This is a genomic window from Roseibium sp. (assembly GCF_050301095.1).
GTDB lineage: Bacteria > Pseudomonadota > Alphaproteobacteria > Rhizobiales > Stappiaceae > Roseibium.
The window spans coordinates 1-20,004 of record NZ_JBNKYW010000174.1; the positions used below are offsets into that span (position 1 = coordinate 1).

General features: G+C 60.8%; 20 protein-coding genes. 10 read left to right on the forward strand and 10 right to left on the reverse strand.

All coding sequences use genetic code 11. The features are described 5' to 3' along the window. On the reverse strand, nt 1-488 hold a 488-nt coding region (locus ACQY7U_RS16330; protein WP_428646438.1), incomplete at its 3' end, for a FadR/GntR family transcriptional regulator. Between the two features lie 88 nt (nt 489-576). Between ACQY7U_RS16330 and ACQY7U_RS16335 the strand changes: the two genes are divergently transcribed. Beyond that, nucleotides 577-1,326, forward strand: a complete 750-nt coding sequence (locus ACQY7U_RS16335) for a sulfite exporter TauE/SafE family protein (protein ID WP_428646441.1) — start codon at nt 577-579, stop codon at nt 1,324-1,326. A 39-nt stretch (nt 1,327-1,365) separates the two neighbouring features. Here ACQY7U_RS16335 and ACQY7U_RS16340 read toward each other — a convergent pair whose 3' ends face one another. Genes ACQY7U_RS16340 through ACQY7U_RS16360 form a run of 5 tightly spaced genes read right to left on the reverse strand, consistent with a single transcriptional unit; the run spans nt 1,366 to nt 6,677 of the window. Continuing rightward, entirely contained in the window at nt 1,366-2,277 is a 912-nt protein-coding gene (locus tag ACQY7U_RS16340; protein ID WP_428646444.1) for an SMP-30/gluconolactonase/LRE family protein, read from the reverse strand. After that, the gene (locus ACQY7U_RS16345; RefSeq protein WP_428646509.1) at nt 2,274-3,221 is read right to left on the reverse strand and encodes an ABC transporter permease; all 948 of its coding nucleotides are present in this window, start codon (nt 3,219-3,221) and stop codon (nt 2,274-2,276) included. Before ACQY7U_RS16345 ends, ACQY7U_RS16340 begins: the two co-directional genes overlap by 4 nt. A 7-nt stretch (nt 3,222-3,228) precedes the next feature. Continuing rightward, nucleotides 3,229-4,170: an ABC transporter permease gene (locus tag ACQY7U_RS16350; protein WP_428646446.1), complete on the reverse strand. Its 942-nt coding sequence runs from the start codon at nt 4,168-4,170 to the stop codon at nt 3,229-3,231. After that, entirely contained in the window at nt 4,167-5,642 is a 1,476-nt protein-coding gene (locus tag ACQY7U_RS16355) for a sugar ABC transporter ATP-binding protein (protein ID WP_428646512.1), read from the reverse strand. The genes ACQY7U_RS16350 and ACQY7U_RS16355 overlap by 4 nt, the downstream gene beginning before the upstream one ends. Before the next feature lie 18 nt (nt 5,643-5,660). Beyond that, nucleotides 5,661-6,677 (reverse strand): ABC transporter substrate-binding protein, encoded by a 1,017-nt coding sequence (locus ACQY7U_RS16360; RefSeq protein WP_428646448.1) that lies wholly within the window; start codon nt 6,675-6,677, stop codon nt 5,661-5,663. Nucleotides 6,678-6,904: 227 nt separating this feature from the next. Between ACQY7U_RS16360 and ACQY7U_RS16365 the strand changes: the two genes are divergently transcribed. Continuing rightward, nucleotides 6,905-8,170: an ATP-binding protein gene (locus tag ACQY7U_RS16365; RefSeq protein WP_428646451.1), complete on the forward strand. Its 1,266-nt coding sequence runs from the start codon at nt 6,905-6,907 to the stop codon at nt 8,168-8,170. Further along, nucleotides 8,167-8,883, forward strand: a complete 717-nt coding sequence (locus tag ACQY7U_RS16370; protein ID WP_428646454.1) for a response regulator — start codon at nt 8,167-8,169, stop codon at nt 8,881-8,883. The genes ACQY7U_RS16365 and ACQY7U_RS16370 overlap by 4 nt, the downstream gene beginning before the upstream one ends. 43 nt (nt 8,884-8,926) lie before the next feature. On the opposite strand, the gene ACQY7U_RS16375 is transcribed toward ACQY7U_RS16370, so the two are convergent. Continuing rightward, on the reverse strand, nt 8,927-9,397 hold the full coding sequence (locus ACQY7U_RS16375; protein ID WP_428646457.1) for a VOC family protein: 471 nt from the start codon (nt 9,395-9,397) through the stop codon (nt 8,927-8,929). Between the two features lie 225 nt (nt 9,398-9,622). Between ACQY7U_RS16375 and ACQY7U_RS16380 the strand changes: the two genes are divergently transcribed. Together ACQY7U_RS16380 and ACQY7U_RS16385 are read left to right on the forward strand one after the other, a co-directional pair. Continuing rightward, nucleotides 9,623-9,886, forward strand: coding sequence for a hypothetical protein (locus ACQY7U_RS16380; RefSeq protein ID WP_428646459.1), 264 nt, complete (start codon nt 9,623-9,625; stop codon nt 9,884-9,886). A 161-nt stretch (nt 9,887-10,047) separates the two neighbouring features. Further along, nucleotides 10,048-10,869: a hypothetical protein gene (locus tag ACQY7U_RS16385; RefSeq protein ID WP_428646461.1), complete on the forward strand. Its 822-nt coding sequence runs from the start codon at nt 10,048-10,050 to the stop codon at nt 10,867-10,869. A gap of 298 nt (nt 10,870-11,167) precedes the next feature. Here the strand turns inward: ACQY7U_RS16385 and ACQY7U_RS16390 are convergent, their stop codons facing one another. Genes ACQY7U_RS16390 through ACQY7U_RS16400 form a run of 3 tightly spaced genes read right to left on the reverse strand, consistent with a single transcriptional unit; the run spans nt 11,168 to nt 13,871 of the window. Then, nucleotides 11,168-12,067 carry an NAD(P)-dependent oxidoreductase gene (locus ACQY7U_RS16390; RefSeq protein ID WP_428646463.1) on the reverse strand — a complete coding sequence of 300 codons (900 nt, stop codon included), beginning with the start codon at nt 12,065-12,067 and terminating at the stop codon, nt 11,168-11,170. Nucleotides 12,068-12,101: 34 nt separating this feature from the next. Next, nucleotides 12,102-13,157 (reverse strand): aldo/keto reductase, encoded by a 1,056-nt coding sequence (locus ACQY7U_RS16395; protein ID WP_428646465.1) that lies wholly within the window; start codon nt 13,155-13,157, stop codon nt 12,102-12,104. A gap of 33 nt (nt 13,158-13,190) precedes the next feature. Next, nucleotides 13,191-13,871, reverse strand: a complete 681-nt coding sequence (locus ACQY7U_RS16400) for an aspartate/glutamate racemase family protein (RefSeq protein WP_428646468.1) — start codon at nt 13,869-13,871, stop codon at nt 13,191-13,193. A gap of 393 nt (nt 13,872-14,264) precedes the next feature. Between ACQY7U_RS16400 and ACQY7U_RS16405 the strand changes: the two genes are divergently transcribed. The 5 genes from ACQY7U_RS16405 to ACQY7U_RS16425 all read left to right on the forward strand — a co-directional run bounded on the left by ACQY7U_RS16405 (nt 14,265) and on the right by ACQY7U_RS16425 (nt 20,001). Beyond that, nucleotides 14,265-15,266 carry an ABC transporter permease gene (locus ACQY7U_RS16405; RefSeq protein ID WP_428646471.1) on the forward strand — a complete coding sequence of 334 codons (1,002 nt, stop codon included), beginning with the start codon at nt 14,265-14,267 and terminating at the stop codon, nt 15,264-15,266. An 85-nt stretch (nt 15,267-15,351) separates the two neighbouring features. Next, nucleotides 15,352-16,290, forward strand: coding sequence for a sugar-binding protein (locus ACQY7U_RS16410; RefSeq protein WP_428646473.1), 939 nt, complete (start codon nt 15,352-15,354; stop codon nt 16,288-16,290). A 73-nt stretch (nt 16,291-16,363) separates the two neighbouring features. Next, nucleotides 16,364-17,866 carry a sugar ABC transporter ATP-binding protein gene (locus ACQY7U_RS16415; RefSeq protein ID WP_428646476.1) on the forward strand — a complete coding sequence of 501 codons (1,503 nt, stop codon included), beginning with the start codon at nt 16,364-16,366 and terminating at the stop codon, nt 17,864-17,866. A 51-nt stretch (nt 17,867-17,917) separates the two neighbouring features. Further along, nucleotides 17,918-18,814: an NAD-dependent epimerase/dehydratase family protein gene (locus ACQY7U_RS16420; RefSeq protein ID WP_428646478.1), complete on the forward strand. Its 897-nt coding sequence runs from the start codon at nt 17,918-17,920 to the stop codon at nt 18,812-18,814. 170 nt (nt 18,815-18,984) lie between these two features. Next, nucleotides 18,985-20,001 (forward strand): LacI family DNA-binding transcriptional regulator, encoded by a 1,017-nt coding sequence (locus ACQY7U_RS16425; RefSeq protein WP_428646481.1) that lies wholly within the window; start codon nt 18,985-18,987, stop codon nt 19,999-20,001. The last annotated feature ends 3 nt before the right edge of the window (nt 20,002-20,004 follow it).

Consider the following 20,004-nt stretch of genomic DNA (forward strand, 5'->3'; position numbering starts at 1 on the left):
CCGGAAAGATAATTCAAAAAGCCGATCAGAACGGGGTTGCGGGTCGCTTGCGCCATCGCCCGGTGGAAGGCGTCGTCCGCCTGTTCGGCATCGGACCTGTCTTTGGCAATCCGGCCGGCGGCGACCAGGGACCACAGATGGGTCACGTCCGATTTGTCCACACGGCGGGCGGCCTCGGCGGCCACCTGCGGTTCCAGAACCAGCCGCGCCCGCATCAGGTCGGGTGGCGTCGCCCCTTCCACGAGCAGGGTTTCCCTGGTCGGCAAATATCGTGGCCTCGGGCCGCGAAAGGTTCCCTGGCCGACATGCCGCCAGATGTCTCCACGCTTTTCAAGATTGTCGAGGCTCTTGCGGAGCGTTTCCCGGCTGCACCGGAGGCGGGTTGCCAATTCGCGCTCGGGCGGCAGGCGGTCTCCGAGCTCCGGGGCGTTCTCTGCAAGAAATTCGGCAAGCTCCGCCTCGACCTTTTCTACTGTTCGCCGGGGCATCTTTCCTCTCAATCCGGACCAATTTGCAGACCAATATACTTCCGTGCGATCAGCCACGCCACCAGACACGTGACCAACGGGGATTGTCGTGCTCGAAATCTTGCTGCTCGCCGTGGCGGGCTTTGCCTCCGGACTGTTGAACGCGGTCGCGGGCGGCGGCACATTCATCAGCCTGCCGGCGTTAATTCATGCGGGCATTCCGCCTGTAAGTGCCAATGCGACGGCAACTTTGACGGCCCTGCCGGGCTATGTCAGCAGTGCCTGGGCCCTCCGGCGCGAGATGCAGGCCGAAGGCCGTCTCGGCCTGCGCCTGATCATCGCCGTTGCCGCCGCGGGCAGTGTGATCGGAGCAATTCTCCTGGTCCTGACACCGGGCGAGGCCTTCCTCTGGATCGTTCCCTGGCTGCTTCTGCTGGCGACCGTGCTGTTCGCCGCCGGCCCCTATCTCTTGCGCTCGGTGCAGGCGCGGGGCGGCCTGGAGGCCGGACCGGTGCTCTCGGCCATCGCGATCCTGGCGGTGTCGATCTATGGCGGCTATTTCAACGGCGGACTCGGGATCATGCTTCTCGCCGCCTTCGGTCTTCTCGGATATGTCAACCTGCACGGCATGAACGGCCTGAAGAACCTTTTGTCCGCTGTCCTGTCCCTCGTCTCCGTGTTGACCTTCATCGGCGCCGGACTGATCGCCTGGGAGCAGGCATTCGTCATGGCGGGCGCGGCCACCCTGGGCGGTTATATCGGAGCCCGGAAAAGCCGGAAGATCGTCAGGACGGACCTGCTCAGGTATTTCGTCACAGGCGTGGGCATCATCATGACGTGCGTCTTTTTCCTGAAGTAGTGAAAAGCATCAGGCCGGCCGATTTCTCAACCGTTTCCGTCAGGTGGCGGCACGCGCATTCACCGCGATCATGTAGACCGAAGTGGTGGCGGTGATCAGCAGCCTGTTTCCCCTCGGGCCGCCGAAGCAGAGATTTGCGACGACTTCCGGCACCAGGATCTTGCCGAGACGCGTTCCGTCGGGATGAAAGCAGTGAATGCCGTCCGCCGCCGAACTCCACAGGTGCCCGGCGGCGTCGACCCGCATTCCGTCCGGAAGGCCCTTGTCGATGGTCGCAAACACGTGGTCGGAAAGCACCCTCCCCGTCTCGTCCAGCTTGAACGCCCGGATGACCGAGGGAACGCCGGGATCGTGGCTGGAGCCGGATTCAGCGACATAAAGGATGCTTTCGTCCGGCGAGAACGCCAGTCCGTTCGGCTGTACAAAATCGGTGATCATGGCCTCCAGCCGGCCAGTCTGCGGATCAAGTCGGAAGACATTGTGTGTCTGTTGTTCCGGCTCGGCCTGATAGCCTTCATAGTCGCTGAGGATGCCGTAGCTCGGATCGGTGAACCAGACCGCGCCGCTGGACTGCACGACGACGTCGTTCGGGGAATTCAGCCGCTTGCCGAGATAACTGTCGGCCAGAACGGTCACGCGGCCGTCGGCCTCGGTCCGCGTGACCGAACGCGTTCCGTGCTGGCAGGTCACCAGCCGTCCCTGACGGTCGCGCGTGTTGCCGTTGCTGTAGCCGGAAGGCTGGCGGAAGACACTCGCATGTCCGTCGAGCGTCAGCCGCATCATCCGGTCTGAGGGTATGTCGGAGAAGAGCAGAAGCTGATGGTCGGCGAACCACACGGGCCCTTCCGTCCATTCGAAACCGGCGGCGATCCTTTGCAGGCGAGCGTTCTTCTGGATCAGCGCGCCGAACCTTGGATCCTCTATCTGGTAACACGAGCTTATTTCGTTCATACGGCCCTGCCTTTGCCGGATGCGGCGGCAACGATTGCTATGATGATGGTACCGGTCATGATCAGGCGGACACCCGCACCGAGCCCGTAGGAGTTCAGCATCGAGACGACGAGGAACATGAGGAGCGCGCCTCCCCATATTCCCGGGACGTTGCTGTTGCCGCCCGCAATGGAACTGCCGCCGATGACGACAACGGCAATGGAGATCAGAAGGTACTCGGTGCCCATGTTCAGCGCCGCGCCGCCGGAAAAACTTGCCAGAAGATACCCGGTGAAGGACGCAAGCACCGCTGAGGAAACATAAGTCATGGCCCGGACGGCCTCGACCGGAACCCCGCTCAGACGGGCGGCGCGGGTGTTCTGTCCGAAGGCCGAAACCCAACGGCCGTAGATCGATCTTTCCAGGATGATCCAGCTCAGGACGGCGATCAGCACACCGACGTACGTCATGTTCGGAATGCCGGCGAAGGAGTCGGTGGTGAATTCGGCCAACGCTTGTGGCGGCTTGATCCTGAGGCCCCGGTTCCACCAGATCGCCAGCGACTGATAAAGGAACGAGGCCGACAGGGTTGCGATGATCGGCGGTATCCGCAACAGACGGATCAGCAGGTAGTTGAACGCTCCGGCCGCGAGCCCGACCACCAACGCGATGCCGAGACCCGGCAGAACAAGGCCCGTCAGCCCGTCCATGAACTTCAGGGACAAGGTGCCCGCCAGGGTCATGGTCGAGGGGATGGACAGATCGACATTTCCCGGTCCGAGCGTGATGACGAACATCTGCCCGAGGCCGACGATCGCGGAGAAGGACGCAAAGGTCAGGGCTGCCGAAAGCAGCTCGGCGCCACCGCGTCCGTCGGTCAGGGAAAGGGTTGCGAAAAAGGCGATGGCACTGGCCGCGAAGGCCCAGAACCAGGGTTTGCGTGGCAGGGCGACGAGTGCGGACACCGGGGAACTAAGCATGTTTTGCCTCCTTCCACCTTTTGCCTTTTCTGGAGAAGAGCAGACGGACCGCCAGCACCAGAATGAGGATCGCGCCCTGCGCGCCGATCTGCCAGTCCGGCGAGAGGCGCATGAAGGACAGGAAGCTTCCGGCGAGCGCAAGGGTGAGCGCGCCGATGACGGCCCCGACCGGGGAGACCTTGCCGCCGGTGAACTCACCGCCCCCAAGGATGACGCCTGCGATGGACAGCAGCGTGTAGCGCAGGGCGATGTTGGCGTCCGCGGAGGTGGTCAGGCCGACGAGGCACATGCCCGACAGGACCCCGAAGAAACCGGCAAGGGCATAGGCCCCGGCTTTCAGTCTGGCAACCGACCAGCCCGAGCGGGCCACCGCCTGTGCGTTGCCCCCGACGGCCCGCAACAAGGTACCCGTGGATGACCGCATGATCAGGAGGTGGGTCAGGCCGGCAATGATTACGCAGGCGACGACGGCCATGGGCACGAACGGGGGCTTGACGGTCATCAGCGTTCGAATCCAGCCCGGCGACGCGCCGCCCGGTGATGGCAGCAGCAGGACCGCCAATCCGGCCCAGACGAAGGACATGCCGAGCGTGACGACGATAGCCGGCAGCTGCCTGATGTGAATAAGGGCGCCGATGGCAGCATAGGCCCCGATGGACGCCAGCAGGATCAAGGCGCCTACAAGCGGCGCGTCCTTCAGGAAAGTCGCCGTGACGCAGGCGACGAAGCTGACGAAGGTCCCGACCGACAGATCAATGTCGTTGACCATGATGATCATCATCTGGGCGATGGTCGCAAGCGCGATCGGAACGGCAAGATTGAACAGCAGGTTGAGCCCGAAATAGCTCATGGCCCGGGGCTGAAGATAAAAGACCGCCGCCAGCAGAACCGCGAGCGACAGCACGGGCAGGAGAATCCGGTATTTCCCGCTCATTGGGCTGCCTCCTGCATTTCGAAGGAGGCGGAGAGAATGTTTTCCTCACTGATGTTTTCGCCCGTGAGTTCTGCGGAGATCCGGCCGTTCCGGAACACGAAGACACGGTCGCACTGACAGACTTCGTCCGTTTCGGTCGAATACCACAGGAAGGTGCGCCCGGCCGCGGCCTCGTGCCGGATGAGCTCGTAGGCTTCGCGCTTGGTTCCGATGTCCACCCCGCGCATGGGGTCGTCCATCACGACGATCGGCGCGGATGAGGCCAGGGCCCGGGCAAACAGGGCCTTCTGCTGGTTTCCGCCCGACAGGGACAGAATGGGGTTGTCCATGTTCCCGGTCCGGATGCCGATTTTTGCCTTCCAGTCCTCGCCAAGCTGGCGTTCCGCTTTCCTGTCCACGAAGCCTCGGTCCGACAAGAGGGGCAGATGGGTCAGCGTCAGGTTGCGCAGGATCGACCAGAGGGGCATCACGCCGTCGCGCCCCCTGTCCCCGGCGACGAAGGCGACTTCAGGGTTCTTGACCTGCCTGAGACCGCCCGAACGCGACATGAAGAAACGGGCCAGGGCTTCGGCCTGGCCGTGCCCCGCCAAACCGGCTAAGCCGACAATTTCACCCTTTCGGGCCGAAAGTCCTTCCGGCGTCTTCAGGACCTCGCCACCAAGGCGTTTGACTGTCAACAAAGCCTCCGGGCTCTCGGCGTCCGTCGCGGCCACGTGACCCATCGCGTCGATCAGACCCTGCTGGGTGAACTCTCCCGCAGGCCTGCTCGCGATGATCTTGCCGTCCTTCATGACGTCGATGCGGGTCGCGACTTCGAACACCTCGCCCAGCATGTGAGAAATGAATATCACCGCGCCGCCTGTGTCGCAGAACTTGCGTACGTGATCCAGAAGCTGGCGCGCGATCGAGGCATCGAGCGAGGATGTGGGCTCGTCGAGAATGACAAGGCGGGCCGCGGTGCTGCCCTCTGCGAAACCGGCAGCGATTTCGACCATCTGCCTTTCGGCCAGCGTCAGGTCGCCGACGGTCATGCCCGCTTCGATACTGTGTCCGGGAAAAATTTCGTCAAGCGAGCTTGTGATCCGCGCTGCCGCCTTTTTTCTCCAGCCGGGACCTGTCAGGTCCCGGTGTGGAATCCGGAGATTTTCAAGCACGGTCAGGTTGGGGCAAAGGGACAATTCCTGAAACACGCTGCGGATGCCGCAAGCGCGTGCCGCTGCGGCCCCGGTTTCCGTGCTACCGCCCGGCAGCCGGTAGTCCACACGTCCATCGGTCGGCGTCAGCCCCCCGTTGACGACATTGACCGCTGTGGATTTGCCCGCGCCGTTGTGTCCGATCAGCCCGACGCACTCGCCCGGGCTGATGGACAGGCTCACCCCGTCCAGCGCGCGTACCGCACCGAAGTGCACACTCGCGTTGGAAAGGGTAACCAGCGGGACATCCGGTGCAGGGGCACCGGCGCCGGTTACCAGTTGCAATTCGGTTCTCCCTCAGTTCGCGCCTGCGATCACGGCCTTGGCATCTTCCAGGCTGTATTCAACGTTCGCAACGGATCCTTCGGGAGTTGCTGCAAGCGCCTCGTCGAGCGTGTCCTGGGTAACCTTCAGGAAGGGAACCGTCAGATCCTTGGGCACGTCCGCGCCATCGAGGATCTGCTGCGCAACCCAGAACGCCAGCGTGCCGACACCCGGGGCGATGGAAAGCGACAGCGTTTCGTAGCCGTTCGCGTCACGTGCTTCGGCCCACCACTTCATTTCGTCCTGGCGGTTGCCCATGACGATGATCGGGGTATCCCGTCCGGCAGCCTTGATGGCCTGCGCGGCACCGTAGCCGTCGCCGCCCTGCGTCACGACACCGGCTATCTCCGGCAGGCTCGGCAGAATGCCGGCGACCGCTTTCTGGGCAACATCCTGCGCCCAGTCGCCGTGGACGGAACCGACGATCTTGAACTTGGGATACTCGGAAACGCCCTGTTCGATCCCGGCGTGAATTTCGTCATCGACAAAGACGCCCGCCAGTCCGCGAATTTCAAGCAGGTTGCCGCCTTCGGGCAGGCGGGTGGCGAGGTATTCGACCTGCTGACGGCCCATTTCCTTGAAGTCCACGGCGATACGCCACGCACAGGGTTCGGTCACGATACCGTCGAAGGAGACAACCGTGATGCCCGCGTCGCAGGCTTCCTTGACGGCGCCATTCAGCGCGGTCGGAGATGCGGCATTGACGACGATCGCGTCATAGCCCTGCAGGGTCATGTTCTGGATCTGGGCGGCCTGTTCGGTCGCCTGGTTCTCCGATGTGGTAAAGGCATCGGCGGCAGCGACGGCACCATCCGCCACGGCCTTGTCACCCACCTTCGACCAGCTTTGCAGCATCGCCTGACGCCAGGAGTTGCCGGCATAATTGTTGGAAAGCGCAATTCGCTTGTCGGCCGTGTCGGCGAACGAATGACCAGGGATGACAGCCGCGAAAAGCGCAACCGCTCCCAGGAGCTTTGCTTTGGTATTCATATTTCCTCCCTGGCGCTGACCAGCGCCGTTCCATGGTGGACACGCCTCTCCCAACGCATCCTCAGGGTCAGCTTGCTCAGTTGCGAGGGGCCGGTAAAGCCGGTGACACGCACCACAGTTGCGGGTTCCCGCAACTGTGGTGCGTATTCAACCCAAACTGACGGCTTGCCGAGGGGGTTGCGCTGCCTCACACTGGCGGTCCAACAAGGGAGGAGCTTGTTGTTGCCATGCGGCAGGAAGCCAACAGTGTCAGGGAAAACCTGGAACCAAATCCGCTCGTGTCCCTTCTGCGCATTTCACGCCACCTGGCGGGCCAGGTTGAAATTCGCGCGGCTCTGCGGTCGGTCAAGGCAGAGATCGAGACCCTTTTGCCGATCGACCATCTGGACGTCTGCCTCGTCGACGATCAGGTCACCTGGAACACCAGCTATGAAGTGGGCCTGAAAACGCGCTGGAGCCTGTCGCGTACACCCGTCGCGATTTCGCCCGTACGCAGCATATTGCTGGGCGAGACGGATTTCATGCTGGCGGACAACGCCGTGGAGGACCCCCGCTATACCTATGAAGGCGCTCTTGCCGAACCCATCATCAAACACAAGCTACGCAGCAGGGTGAATGTTGCGATGAAGGTTCTGGGCCGGACCATAGGCGCGCTGAACTGCTCGTCCAGGCAGCCCGGGATCTACGACATGGAGACCGTCGAGCGGGTCCGCCAGATCGCCGATGTGCTGGCCCCCTATTTCTATTCGCTCAGGGCAAACGAAAAGGCCAAGCAGGCGGCGGTGGTTCGTGCCGAGGCCCAGGCACGGGAAGAGGGCCTGAGGCAGGGAGCTCTGGAGCTGACACGCGTTCTTGAGCAGGAGCGTCAGCGCATCGGCATGGATCTCCATGACCAGACCCTTGCCGATCTCACGCGGATCATGCGCGACCTTGAAAAGGCGGAAACACCGGCCGACCGTGCCAGGATAATCGCCGGAATTCAGGGGTGCATCCAGGATCTGCGCGGTATCATCGACACCGCCGTTCCTTCCCTGCTGGACATGTTCGGATTCGCGCATGCCTTGAGAATTCACCTGGAGCGTGCGGTGGAAGACGTCGAGGCCACAACACTGCGGGTGGTCGATGAAACCGGAGGATTGATCGACCGGCTGGATTCCACGACACGCATCTCCTTCTTCCGTATTGCCCAGGAGGCGATTAACAATGCCGCCCGCCACTCCGGGGCCGACACCATCAGCGTCGCGCTTTCTCTGCAGAAAGACGTTCTGAAGATGAAAATCTCGGACAATGGCCGGGGGCTGTCCGGAACAAGGGCGGAAAGGCAAAGCGTGAAGGCAACAGGCGGCATTGCCCATATGCGCACGAGAGCGCGACTGGTCGCGGCGGACTTCAGCATGATCAGCCGGAAGGGAACGCAGATTACCGTCAAACTGCCCCTGCCCTCCGGCCTCATTGAGACACTCCCGAAGGCCCGAGCGGAGGACGATGCATGAATGTCCTTCTGGTTGAAGACGACCAGTTCCACGCGGAGTTCCTGAGCGAAGCACTGCGTCAGGCCTTGCCGGAGGTGACACAGATCCTGCATGCCTCCAACGGCGCGGAAGGTGAGACGCTCGCGCGGCGGCACACGGTTCCGGCCGTCGTGATGGATCTGCAGATGAAGGAGCGTAACGGCATCGATGCCGCCCGCACGATCTGGCGCGAGCGCCCGCAAACCCGCATCCTGTTCTGGTCGAATTATTCCGACGAAGCCTATCTGCGCGGTATCGCGCGGATCGTTCCCAATGAGACCTCCTACGGCTATGTCCTGAAAACTGCGACGCGCGACCGGCTTCACCTTGCCTTGCGTGCCGTTTTTCTGGAGGCGCAAATTGTCGTCGACCAGGAAATTCACCGGGTCCAGCAGCGGCATGTGCGGACACACGACACGCTGACCGACAGTGAATATGCAGTGCTGATGGATATGGCACTTGGCCTGTCGGACAAGCTGATCGCGAAGCGGCAGGGACTGTCCCTGCGCACCGTGCAGAACCGGTTGCTGTCCCTCTACGACAAGCTTGGCGTGAACGACATCGAAACGGGCAGGTCAGACTTTTCGATCAACAAGCGCACCCGGGCGATCACCCGCGCCCTGAACCTGAGAGCGATCAACGCCGAAAGTCTCGAAAGTGCCGAACGGGACTTGCAGAAATGGCTGAGCACTTGAACCGGACCAGGCGTCCTGGAGGTCTGACCGTTTACCGGGGTCATCAGTCCTGCCAGAACTCCTGTTTGCGGTCCTTGAAGCTGTGTACGTAATCGGCCCCGGTCCAGCGCGCGACTTCGCCCTCCATGCCATCCGGATCCTTGAAACTCAGGAGGCGAACGGCGCCGAAATCCGTGATGATACCGTCCGACGCCCCTGCCTTCACGAGGCGCCGCCTGATCTCCTGCAGCCCCTCCTCATCGTCAACTTTCAACGCGAAGTGGTCTATGTGGCCTCTCTGGCCCATCTGCATGGCACCACTTTCGAAGCCAGTCGGCACCGGCATCTGAAACGGATGCAGGACAAACCCGCCTCCAAGATCGACGAGAGCATGCCGAAGCGTGCCGCCTTCGGGACCGGTCTCGGAAAGATCGAACTTCGTTGTCGCCTCGAAAATGTCTTCATAGAAACGAAGGAATCGATCCATGTCGTGCGTGAACAACGTCAGATGATGAGCACCCGAAGTTACGGGCATAGCGAACTCCTTCCACTGGCAACCGAAACAGATTCTTCCAAAGTGTAGCGGCCAAATTGGCGCAGGAAACCGTGAGGCAGAACCGGCAACCCGGCCGGTTCACCCCTCCCGGATGGTATCGTCACGGTGACCGCCTCATAGGTAAAAAACAAGCCGTCGGGGCGGGTATACACGTCGCCGACCCTGTGCCTTCGTTGAACGGCAACTCAAGCAGAGGGCTGGATCATGCCGGACCGAACCTCTGAGGGAAACAGACCCGAAATCAACCGGGAAACAGCCGACAGCGTGGCCATGACCGCCTTGGATTTCATCTTTGGCTGGCTGTCCGCCCTGATCGGCATCTCCACTGCGATAGCGGCCTTTTCCGTAGCGGTCATCTATTTTCCGATGTGCTGGCAAGGTCTGCTCTGCCGCCGCTTCGGTCGTCGGGGCAGGTCTCCTGGCAATGCGCTCCAGATCCCGAACGTCCGCCGTGACCCGGCCGGGTGAAAGGAGCTGAAACCGGATAGCGGCTCGAGAACCCTTGGCGGAAACAACAGCCCATATGTTAGTCTCGGGGAAGAATGCCTGTAATGATTTGGCATATCCGATGCCCTATGGTGGAGACCTGCGCTTTATCAATTCATACTGATTGGTGGGTACTTGAGAGCATGTCAAAGTTAAGGCTGACCAGTTTGCTGGCAAATCTTCCAAGCCGCCTGCTCTTCGCTCTTGTCTGCCTCATGGTGCCGCAAAACATTCCGTTTGCACACGCTGGAGACGGCATCACCCTCTACCTGAACTTGCTGCCGCACCGGCTGACAAGAAACAGCGGCAAGCAATACGATCTGTTCTTGCAGGAACTTCTCCAAGACAGCGGACTGAAGGTGGATCTTCGCCCGGGCCCGATGGGCCGCTCCAAGACCGATTTTCTGCACGATCCCGGGTCGTGTCTGTTTCCGACCAACCTCAGGGCGCTCAACGTCGGTGAGCTGGGCAATCAGCTGGAAAGCTCTGTTCGGGTCGATGTGGTTTCCCTGCGCCTCTATACGGCAAAGGAAAAAACGGCAGGTGCGAAACTTTCAGATTTTGACCCGGCACGGGTCGGGTACATCAGGGGATCGGGCGCAATCTACGCTTTGGGCGGTGATCGGGACAGGTTCGTTCCGATCGATACAGAGGCGCAATTGATCCAGATGCTTGAGCTGGACCGTATCGACGCCTTCCTGGGACATCATCCGGATACGGCGCTCGCCATTCATCAGCTCGGCAAGCCCGATGCCCTTCATGTCAGCCCGCTCAACTTTGAAAACCTGCGGTTCCCGGTCTCCTTCGTTTGCCACAAAACCGCGGTGAACAGGCATTTCCTGGAGACGATCAACCCCAGCATCGAGCAGATGCATGCCGATGGCCGCATGCGGACCATCTTTGGACCGCATGCGGAATTCAACTTGTCCGATGAACCACAGGACGACGGACCGCTTGTCAGGTAATCACCCGGACCTGTTGTAACCTTGGCCTCTGATTCCGTCCGTCAGAATTCAAGCTTGCTGCTGCCCCAGCCCGTTGCGGCCGGACTGGCTTCACGACGCCTTCACAATCCGGAAGCCGTCCACTTCCTTGACCCGTTCCAGATGCTGCCCGCAGTTCTTGTCATGCATCATGATCGCGGGAGTGCTGTCAGCGACAGCAGGGCGCTTTTGAAGGACTGACTGTTGTCTGCTCCTTGGCGGTGCTCCGTTGGCCCAATGCGGAACATCTGACCAACGGCTTCCGGTCAGCTGCCGGACATCAAAGCCCGTTTGCACGGCCGATGAAATCGGTCAGGTGCGGGACATAGTCCTCGTTGCCGTCTCCGCCATTGGTCACGCTCAAGGCATAGGAATTCTTCACCGCGCTTGCCATGGCGGTGACGAACCTGGCGTCGTTGGCCATGGATTCCACGTATTTCATGTCCTTGTAGGCATTCGACAGGGTGAACTTGTGGGCTTCGCGGTTGCCTTCCAGGGCATAGCCCATGAAGGTCTGGTAAAAGCCGCAGTCCATGCGGCTGCCGCGAATGACGCTGTCGAAGGTTTCAACGGAAAGGCCCACCTTGCGCGCCAGCGCCAGCGCCTCGGCATAGAGCGCGCCGTAGCCGAGTGACAGGAAGTTGTTGACCAGCTTCATCCGGTGGCCATCGCCGAGTTTGCCCAGGTGAACGATCTTGGCGGCGCAGGCCGCGAGCACCGGTTCGACGCGGGCGAACACTTCTTCGCTACAGCCGACCATCGCCTGCAGTTGACCGGCTTCCGCTTCCCGCGGTGTTCCACCGAGCGGGGCATCGGCATAGTCCACGCCGAGCGGAGCCAGTTCGGCGGCTAGGCGCTCTGTCGAAGCCGGATTGGCGGTCGAACAATCCACGATGATCGTGCCCGAGGCGAGAGCGGGTTTCATCTGGCTGACCACGGCTTCAATCGCATTGGAATCGGTAAGGCAGATGAAGATCATGGTTGAGGCGGCTGCAAGATCGGCGAGCGAGCCGGCCTCTGTCGCCCCGCGCGAAACGAGGTCGTCGATCGGTTCGCGGTTGCGATGCGCGATCGTGGTCAGTGCATAACCGTTTTCAAGGATGTTCTTTGCCATGCCGTGACCCATAAGTCCGGCGCCGACAAAGCCGACCTTTTCGGAAGTGGCCGCGCTTGAATTCATATCCGGGTTTCCTTTTTTCGTGTTGCTCGCGTGGTCAATCCAGCGCGTAATCCTTGTGCAGGGCCAGGTCGGCGTCGTTGAAGCGGTCCTTGGCAAAATTCCGCTGGTGCCAGTAAGGATAAATGAACGGCACCTTGCTGACCTCATGCAAGCGTAGATGCTCCTGATCGGTCAGTTTCAGCTCGACTGCCGCGAAATTGTCGCGGAACTGCGCTTCGTTGCGCCCTCCGACCACCAGCGAGCTGACGCCGGGGCGCTCAAGCAGCCAGGCCAGTGCGATCTGGGCAGCCGACACGCCGCGTTCGGCGCCGATTTCAACCAGCGCGTCGACGATGCGCCAGAGCTTTTCTTCGTCGCGAATGGGCGGTTCGCTCCAGCCCGCGAACTGACGGCTTCCTTCCGGCGTTTCCTGACCGCGCCGGTGCTTTCCGGACAAGAGGCCCGCGGCCAGCGGGCTCCAGACCAGAACACCGAGCCCCTGATCGACGGAGATCGGCAGCAGCTCGTATTCCGCCTCGCGAGCCTCGAGAGTATAGTGGATCTGCTGTGTGACAAAGCGCGGACGGCGGTCACGGTCGGCGATGGCCAGCGATTTCATGACATGCCAGCCGGAGTAGTTCGAGCAGCCTACATAGCGGACCTTGCCCTGTGTCACCAGCGTATCGAGGGCCGCCAGCATTTCCTCCAGCGGCGTCCTGCCGTCCCATTCATGCATGTAGTAGATGTCGATGTAATCGGTCTTCAGCCGCTTCAGGCTGCGTTCGCATTCGCGGATCAGATGGTGGCGCGAGACGCCCTCGTCGTTCGGGCCGTCGCCGATGCGCATGCGGGCTTTCGACGAAATCAGGACGTTGTCCCGGCGGCCTTCCAGCACCTCACCGAGAATCTCTTCCGAACGTCCGAGAGAGTACATGTTCGACGTGTCGAACAGGTTGACGCCGTTGTCGATGCAAAGATCGACCAACCGGCGCGCCTCACTGACCCCATGGTTTCCGACCATGGCGAAGTCGCCCCGTCCGCCGAAGGTGAAGGTTCCCATCGTCAGGACGGAAACCTTCAGGCCGGAGTTGCCGAGGTATCTGTATTCCATATTCCACTCCCTGAATTTTGGTATTCCGTGCAGTCAGCTTGAGAGTGCGTCACGGACAAAGCGCACGCCCAGCTCCGGACTGGTGAGCACGGGGCAGTTGATTTTTTCTCCCGCCGTCCGTTCCATGGCGCGTGCCATGGAGGCCTGTGCCAGGACGATGACGTCGACTTCGCCTGCCATTTTCACGAGTGCTGCGGCCACGGCCGCGTCATGGCCGTCGACATCGCCGGATTGCAGCAAATCGAAGGCGCCTTCGCAGACGCGGCCGGTGATCTGCCTGTCCGTCTTCCCCGTGCGTGCCGCCACGGCTTTGATCAAAGCCGTCGTGGGAGCCAAGGTGGTATTGAGGGTCGCCAGAACGCCGATGCGGGCACCCAGTGCCACGGCTTCCTCGGCCATGCCCTGATCGATGCGGAAAAGAGGTACGGGACACTGTAAACGCGCCGCCTCGACCGCCGTTCCCAGCGACGAGCAGGTGACCACGATGGCATCGGCGCCGCCTACGACAGCCGAGTTCACATATTGCTGAAGCCGTTTTGTGGTCGCCGGAGACAGGAAACCGTCCCTGATCGTGTCCTTCAACAAGCTGTCGTCGTAAATGCAGAACCGGGCCCAGTCCGGCAGCTCTGCCGCCATGAGCCCTTCGAACACGGGGATCAATCCGGCGACGGTATGGATCAGGGCGATACAGTTCGAACGGTCTGGCTGGCTCAAATTCCTGTTTCCTTCCCTGTTTTCGGCAGGTGCTGATCATCTTGAACAGCTGCAAATGCTGTGTGTTGTTTTCGCAGACAATGGCAGCGCTGTCATAAAATGCGGTTCTGTTGTATTGCGCAACCAAAAAATTACGCTGAATACAGGTTCCGGATGGAGCGCCCCACAAGACGTAGAAAAATAATAAGCAAAAACAAAGGATTATGAAATATTCAAAAAATCGAATTGACAAAACCGAAAATGACAGCGCTATCATGACAGCGCTGTCATTGAGGCGTGAGCCAGAAAACCAAGGGCCTTGATCAGCGTCATCTATGCGTAAGCTGCCGCCGGTCGGCCGGCGAAATTCGACAAATAATCCGGATGCCATCCGAAGGGGGAAGGACAAACACTATGAGCAATAGTGAAGCGACGCAGACGCCGCCGCACAGGCGGTTCGTGTCCGGTCTGACACAACTGCACCATGTTCGGGAAATCAACGTTCTATTGGCGCTCGTCCTGGTCGGCGCGCTCATCAGCTTTGCCTCGCCCTACTTCCTGACCACAAACAATCTCATGGGGGTCTTCCGGGCTTTCTCCCTCACCGCGATCATGTCGATCGGCATGGTGATGGTGATCATTACCGGCGGTATCGACCTGTCGGTGGGATCGGCCATGGGCTTGAGTTCGCTGGTAACCGCGCTTGCCTTCGATGCCGGGTTTTCGATGCCGGCCAGCATCGGTGCCGGTGTCGGGGTCGGTCTGGCCTTCGGTCTTGCCAACGGGTTCCTGATCACCGCGATCGGCTTGCCGCCGTTTATCGCGACGCTCGGCACGCTCTCGATCGGGCGGGGGCTCATGTACATGATCACCCATGGCGTACCCGTCACCCCCGATACGCCTGAATTCTTCTCGTTCTTCGGCCAGGGATACATCGGTCCCGTCCCGGTTCCGGTGATCATAATGGTCGTGCTGATGGTCGTCTTCACGGTGATCATGGGCCGTACCAGGTTCGGCCGCCATGTCTACGCCACCGGGGGAAACGAACAGGCAGCGCGCTTGTCCGGAGTGAAGGTCAACCGGGTCAAACTGTCCGTCTACATCCTGTCCTCCGTGATCGCTTCCATCGCCGGCATCATCGGTTTCTCACGCTACCTTTCCGCCGAACCCGCTTCGGGCTTCGGGGCGGAACTCGACGTTATCGCGGCCGCCGCCATCGGTGGCGCGAGCCTTGCGGGCGGCGTCGGCAGCGTGGCGGGAGCCGTCATCGGGGCAGCGCTGGTGGGCATCATCGCCAACGGCGTCGTGCTTTTGAACATCAACACCTACGCGCAGCAGGCAATCACGGGGGGAGTCATCCTGATCGCCGTCAGCATCGACGTGCTGCGCAACAAATACACGGGAGGGAACACCTAGACGATATCGGACTGGGGCGCTCTCGAAACCAGCTTCTTGCAAACGAGACAGCGCTCAATTCATGCGCAACCAGGAGGAGGAACCCATGCGCAAACTGTTTAAATTCGCCCACGCCACAGCTTTTGCCGCCGCCATGTTTTGTGCCGGCTCCGCATCAGCCGGAAACGAAGATCTGACCATCGCGGTTGTCCCGAAAGTCGCCGTACCCTTCTTCGACGACTGTAACGCGGGTGCAAAGGAAGCCGCCGAAGCACTGGGCGTCAACTACCAGTGGGTCGTGCCGCAGAACACCCAGGGATCTACCCAGGTCAAGATCATCGAGGACCTGATCGCCCGTCACGTGAACGGGATCGCGATTTCGGTCAACGAGCCGAAGTCGGTTGAAGGTGTGATCAAGCAGGCGGTGGATGCCGGCATTGCCGTGTTGACCTTCGACAGCGACAGCGCCAACTCGCCGCGCAGCATGTATATCGGCACGATCAACGAGCAGGCAGGCGTGACCATGGGCAACTCCATGGCCGAGGCCATCGGTGGTTCGGGCAAGGTCGCGATCGTCACCGGCCAGCTCGGTGCGTCCAACCTCAACGAGCGCATCGACGGTGTGAAGAAAGCGCTTTCCGCTCATCCGGGTATCGAAGTCGTTGCCCTGGAAGGCACCGAAGACGACCTGGCACGGGCTGTCTCCGTGACCGAGGCATTGCTGCGCGCCAATCCTGATCTCAAGGGTATCTTTGGCATCAGCCAGGTCGGCGGCCCGGCCGTTGCCAAGGTGCTTGAACAGCGTGAGTTCCAGGACATGGCCGGTAACCTGAAGGTCTTCGCCTTCGACGACCTGCCGGACACCATCAAGGGCGTCAAGGCCGGCCTGATCACGGGCATCATGGTTCAACGCCCGGTCACCATGGGCCGTCTGGCGGTGGAGCATCTGGTTGCCCAGATCAATGGTGAAGAGCCGAACCCGGCCAACATCGACACCGGTGTCACCGTGGTCAACGCCGACAACCTCGGCAGCTACACCAAGTAAGAAACCGCAACTGAGGCGAGACCCTTCGGGGTCTTGCCTCTCCCAAGATCCAATCCAACAGACGACGGATGCCATGCCCCTGTTTCTTCAGATGGAAGCCATCTCAAAAACTTTCCCAGGCGTGAAGGCGCTTGACAGGGTGGATCTCGATCTTCGCCTCGGCGAGGTGCACGTGCTCGCTGGTGAAAACGGCGCCGGCAAGAGCACGCTGATGAAGATCATGACTGGAGTTTTGCGCGCGGATCCGGGCGGCAAGATCCTCATCGAAGGCGATGAGGTCGTCATACGCGATCCGGTGCATGCCCGTGCTCTCGGCATCAGCATCATCTACCAGGAACTGGCCGTCGTCGAGAACCTGACCGTCGCCGAGAATATCTTCCTTGCCCGGGAGCCGAGGCTTGCCACGGGGCTGATCGACCGTCGGAAGATGAATGCCGACGCACGCAAGGTTCTTGAAGAACTGGAGATGGATATCAGTCCCACCACCCGCGTGGGACGTCTCAGCATCGGCCAGAAGCAGATGGTAGAGATCGCGCGGGCGATATCCTACGACTGCCGCCTCATCATCATGGACGAGCCCACGGCATCGCTCAGCCACCACGAGGCGACGACCCTGTCGCGTATCGTCAAGAAGCTCGTGGCCCAGAACATCGGCATTGTCTATATCTCCCACCGTCTGGACGAGATCTTCGAGATCGGCGACCGGGTCACCGTGCTTCGGGACGGGGTGACGGTCGACAGCGCGCCCATCGGCGAAATGAACCGCGAGCGGTTGGTCCGCAAGATGGTCGACCGGGATCTCGATCAGCTGTTTGGCGAACATCTCAGCCACGCCAGCGACAAGGTGCTGCTCTCCGCCCGCGGATTGACGCTCAAGAAACACCGCTCCCAGGGCGCGCCGGTGCGCGACGTCAGCTTCGACCTGCACCGGGGCGAGATCCTCGGTTTCTTCGGCCTTGTCGGGTCCGGCCGTACCGAAGTGATGGAAATGATTTTCGGCAGTCGCGAGTACGAAGGGTCGATCCGGATCGACGGCCAACCCGTGACCATTCACGATCCCTCGCAAGCGATCGAACAGGGCATCGGCTTCGTCACGGAAGACCGCCAGGGCCAGGGGCTCGTGCTGGGCATGTCGGTGCGCGAGAACTTTAGCCTAACGCATCTGGCGGACTACTGCCGCTTCGATTTTGTCGACCGGGCGAAGGAAAGCGCGCGATGCAACGAATTCATCCGGGCGCTCGGGATCAAGACGCCCAGCCCTGAACAGAAGATTCAAAACCTTTCCGGCGGCAACCAGCAAAAGGTGGTGATCGCCAAATGGGTCGCCAGAAAACCCCGGATCCTGATCGTGGACGAGCCGACGCGCGGCATCGACATCGGCGCCAAGGCCGAGGTGCACACGCTTCTCAACAAGCTGGCGCAGGAAGGCATGTCGATCATCGTGGTGTCTTCCGATCTGCCTGAAATTCTGGCGATCAGCGACCGGATCATTGTGCTGAAGGACGGCCGTGTCAGCGGCGAACTCAGCCGCGAACAGGCGAACGAGGAAACCGTCATGCTGGCGGCGACCGCCTGAGCATCCCTTTCACGAAACCCATCGACCGAATTAAGAAAAACGGAGACTTTTATGACCAAGCGGATCATGTTCACGGGCGGCAGCGGCAAGGCCGGCAAGCATGTCGTGCAATACCTTGTGGACCAGGGCTACCAGGTGCTCAACCTCGACACCAAACCGCTCGACAATCCGAAAGTCCGTACGCTCATCACCGACATCACGGATTCCGGCCAGGTGTTCAATGCGCTTTCCAGCTACATGGGGCTTCACGAGTTCGACCCCTCGCTGCGTCCTCAGCCGGTTGACGCAGTGGTCCATTTCGCGGCGATCCCCCGGATCCTGGTCACTCCCGACAATGAAGTGTACCGCATCAACACGATGGGGACCTACAATGTGATCGAAGCGGCGGCGAAGCTGGGCATCAGGAAGGTCATCATCGCATCGAGCGAAACCACCTATGGCCTGGTGTTCGCAAATGAACCGCGCGCGCCCGTGCACTTCCCGCTTGAAGAAGACTATCCGGTGGATCCGATGGACAGCTATGCGCTTTCCAAGATCTGCAACGAGGCAACCGCGAAGGCCTTTGCGCTGCGGTTCGGCATCGATGTCTACGCCCTTCGCATCGGCAATGTGATCGAGCCCCACGAATATGATCTCTTTCCGGGATGGTTCGCCGACCCCGGTTTCCGCAAGCGGATCACCTGGAGCTATATCGATGCGCGCGACCTGGGTCAGATCACGAAACTTGCGGTGGAGAAAGACGGACTCGGCTTCCAGATCTTCAATGCCGCAAACGATACGACCTCTTCCGACCTGCCGACGCAGGAGCTGATCGACCGCTTCTACCCGGGAACTCCGGTCAAGCGCGAGCTTGGCGAATTCGAGACCCTGTTGTCGAACCGCAAGATCAAGGACGTTCTCGGCTTCAAGGAAGAACACAACTGGCGGAAATACGTGCAGCGCGGCTGAGCCGGGCTCCGTGACCGCATGCACAGTCTTCCGGCTGCGGGAACCGGCCGGAAGACACAACTCTTCGGACACTCACAAAGCCGTCTTACACCGTGAAAACGAATGTGCGAAAAGACAGACATGACAGCGCTGGCAGTGACCGGCGAAAAACGGTGGGCGAGTGGAGACCGATGACAGCAAAGCAACGTTTATCCGACCGCAAGAGCAAGGTGACCGTGAGAGACATAGCTTTGCGCGCCAAGGTCAGCGAATCCACGGTCTCGCGGATCCTGCGCAACAAGGGACCGATCGCGGAAGACACCCGGGACAAGGTGATGGAGGTTGTCCGGACGATGGGATACGTCCCCAACCGCATCGCGGGGTCTCTGGCGTCCCTGAGCAGCAATCTGGTCGGCGTGATCGTTCCCTCTCTTTCCAACATCGTGTTTACCGAGGTGCTTCAGGGGATCAATGCGGGGCTCGAGACGACGGGCGACATGCAGGCCGTTATCTCCATCAGCGAATATGACGTGGCGCAGGAAGAACATGTTATCCGGAATCTGCTGTCCTGGAAGCCTGCGGCGGTGCTGACCACCGGTTTCGAGCATTCCGATGCCACCAGGCGTATGCTCGAACTCAGTGATGTGCGCGTGGTCGAAATGATGGAAATCGATTCAGATCCGATCGACATCGCCGTGGGCATGTCCCACAGCAGCGCCGGTTACGAGACGGGCCGGCATCTGATTGCAAAGGGATGGCGCCGGTTCGGTTACGTCGGTCACAATCTCGACCGCGACCGGCGCGCGCGCCTGCGGTACGACGGACTGCGCAAGGCACTGTCTGAAGCCGGGCTGGAAATTGCCGTACAGGCAGTTGCCGGAAGCGCCAGCTCCGTCGGCGCCGGAAAGCAGATGACGGCCCAGCTCCTGACAGGCGGTATACCTGTCGACGGGATCGTCTACTCCAACGACGACATGGCGATCGGCGGCGTCTTTCACTGCCAGTCGGCAGGCCTTTCGACACCGGAGGACATCGGCATTTTCGGATTCAACGGGCTCGATATCGGCAACCAGATGCCGAAGCCGCTGTCGACCATTCGCTCGAACCGCTTCCTTATCGGCAAAACCGCCATCGAAGCCATGCTGAATGAACCCGAAGGCACCAAGATCGATACAGGTTTCGAGATATTCGAAGGCGAAACCGCGTAACAA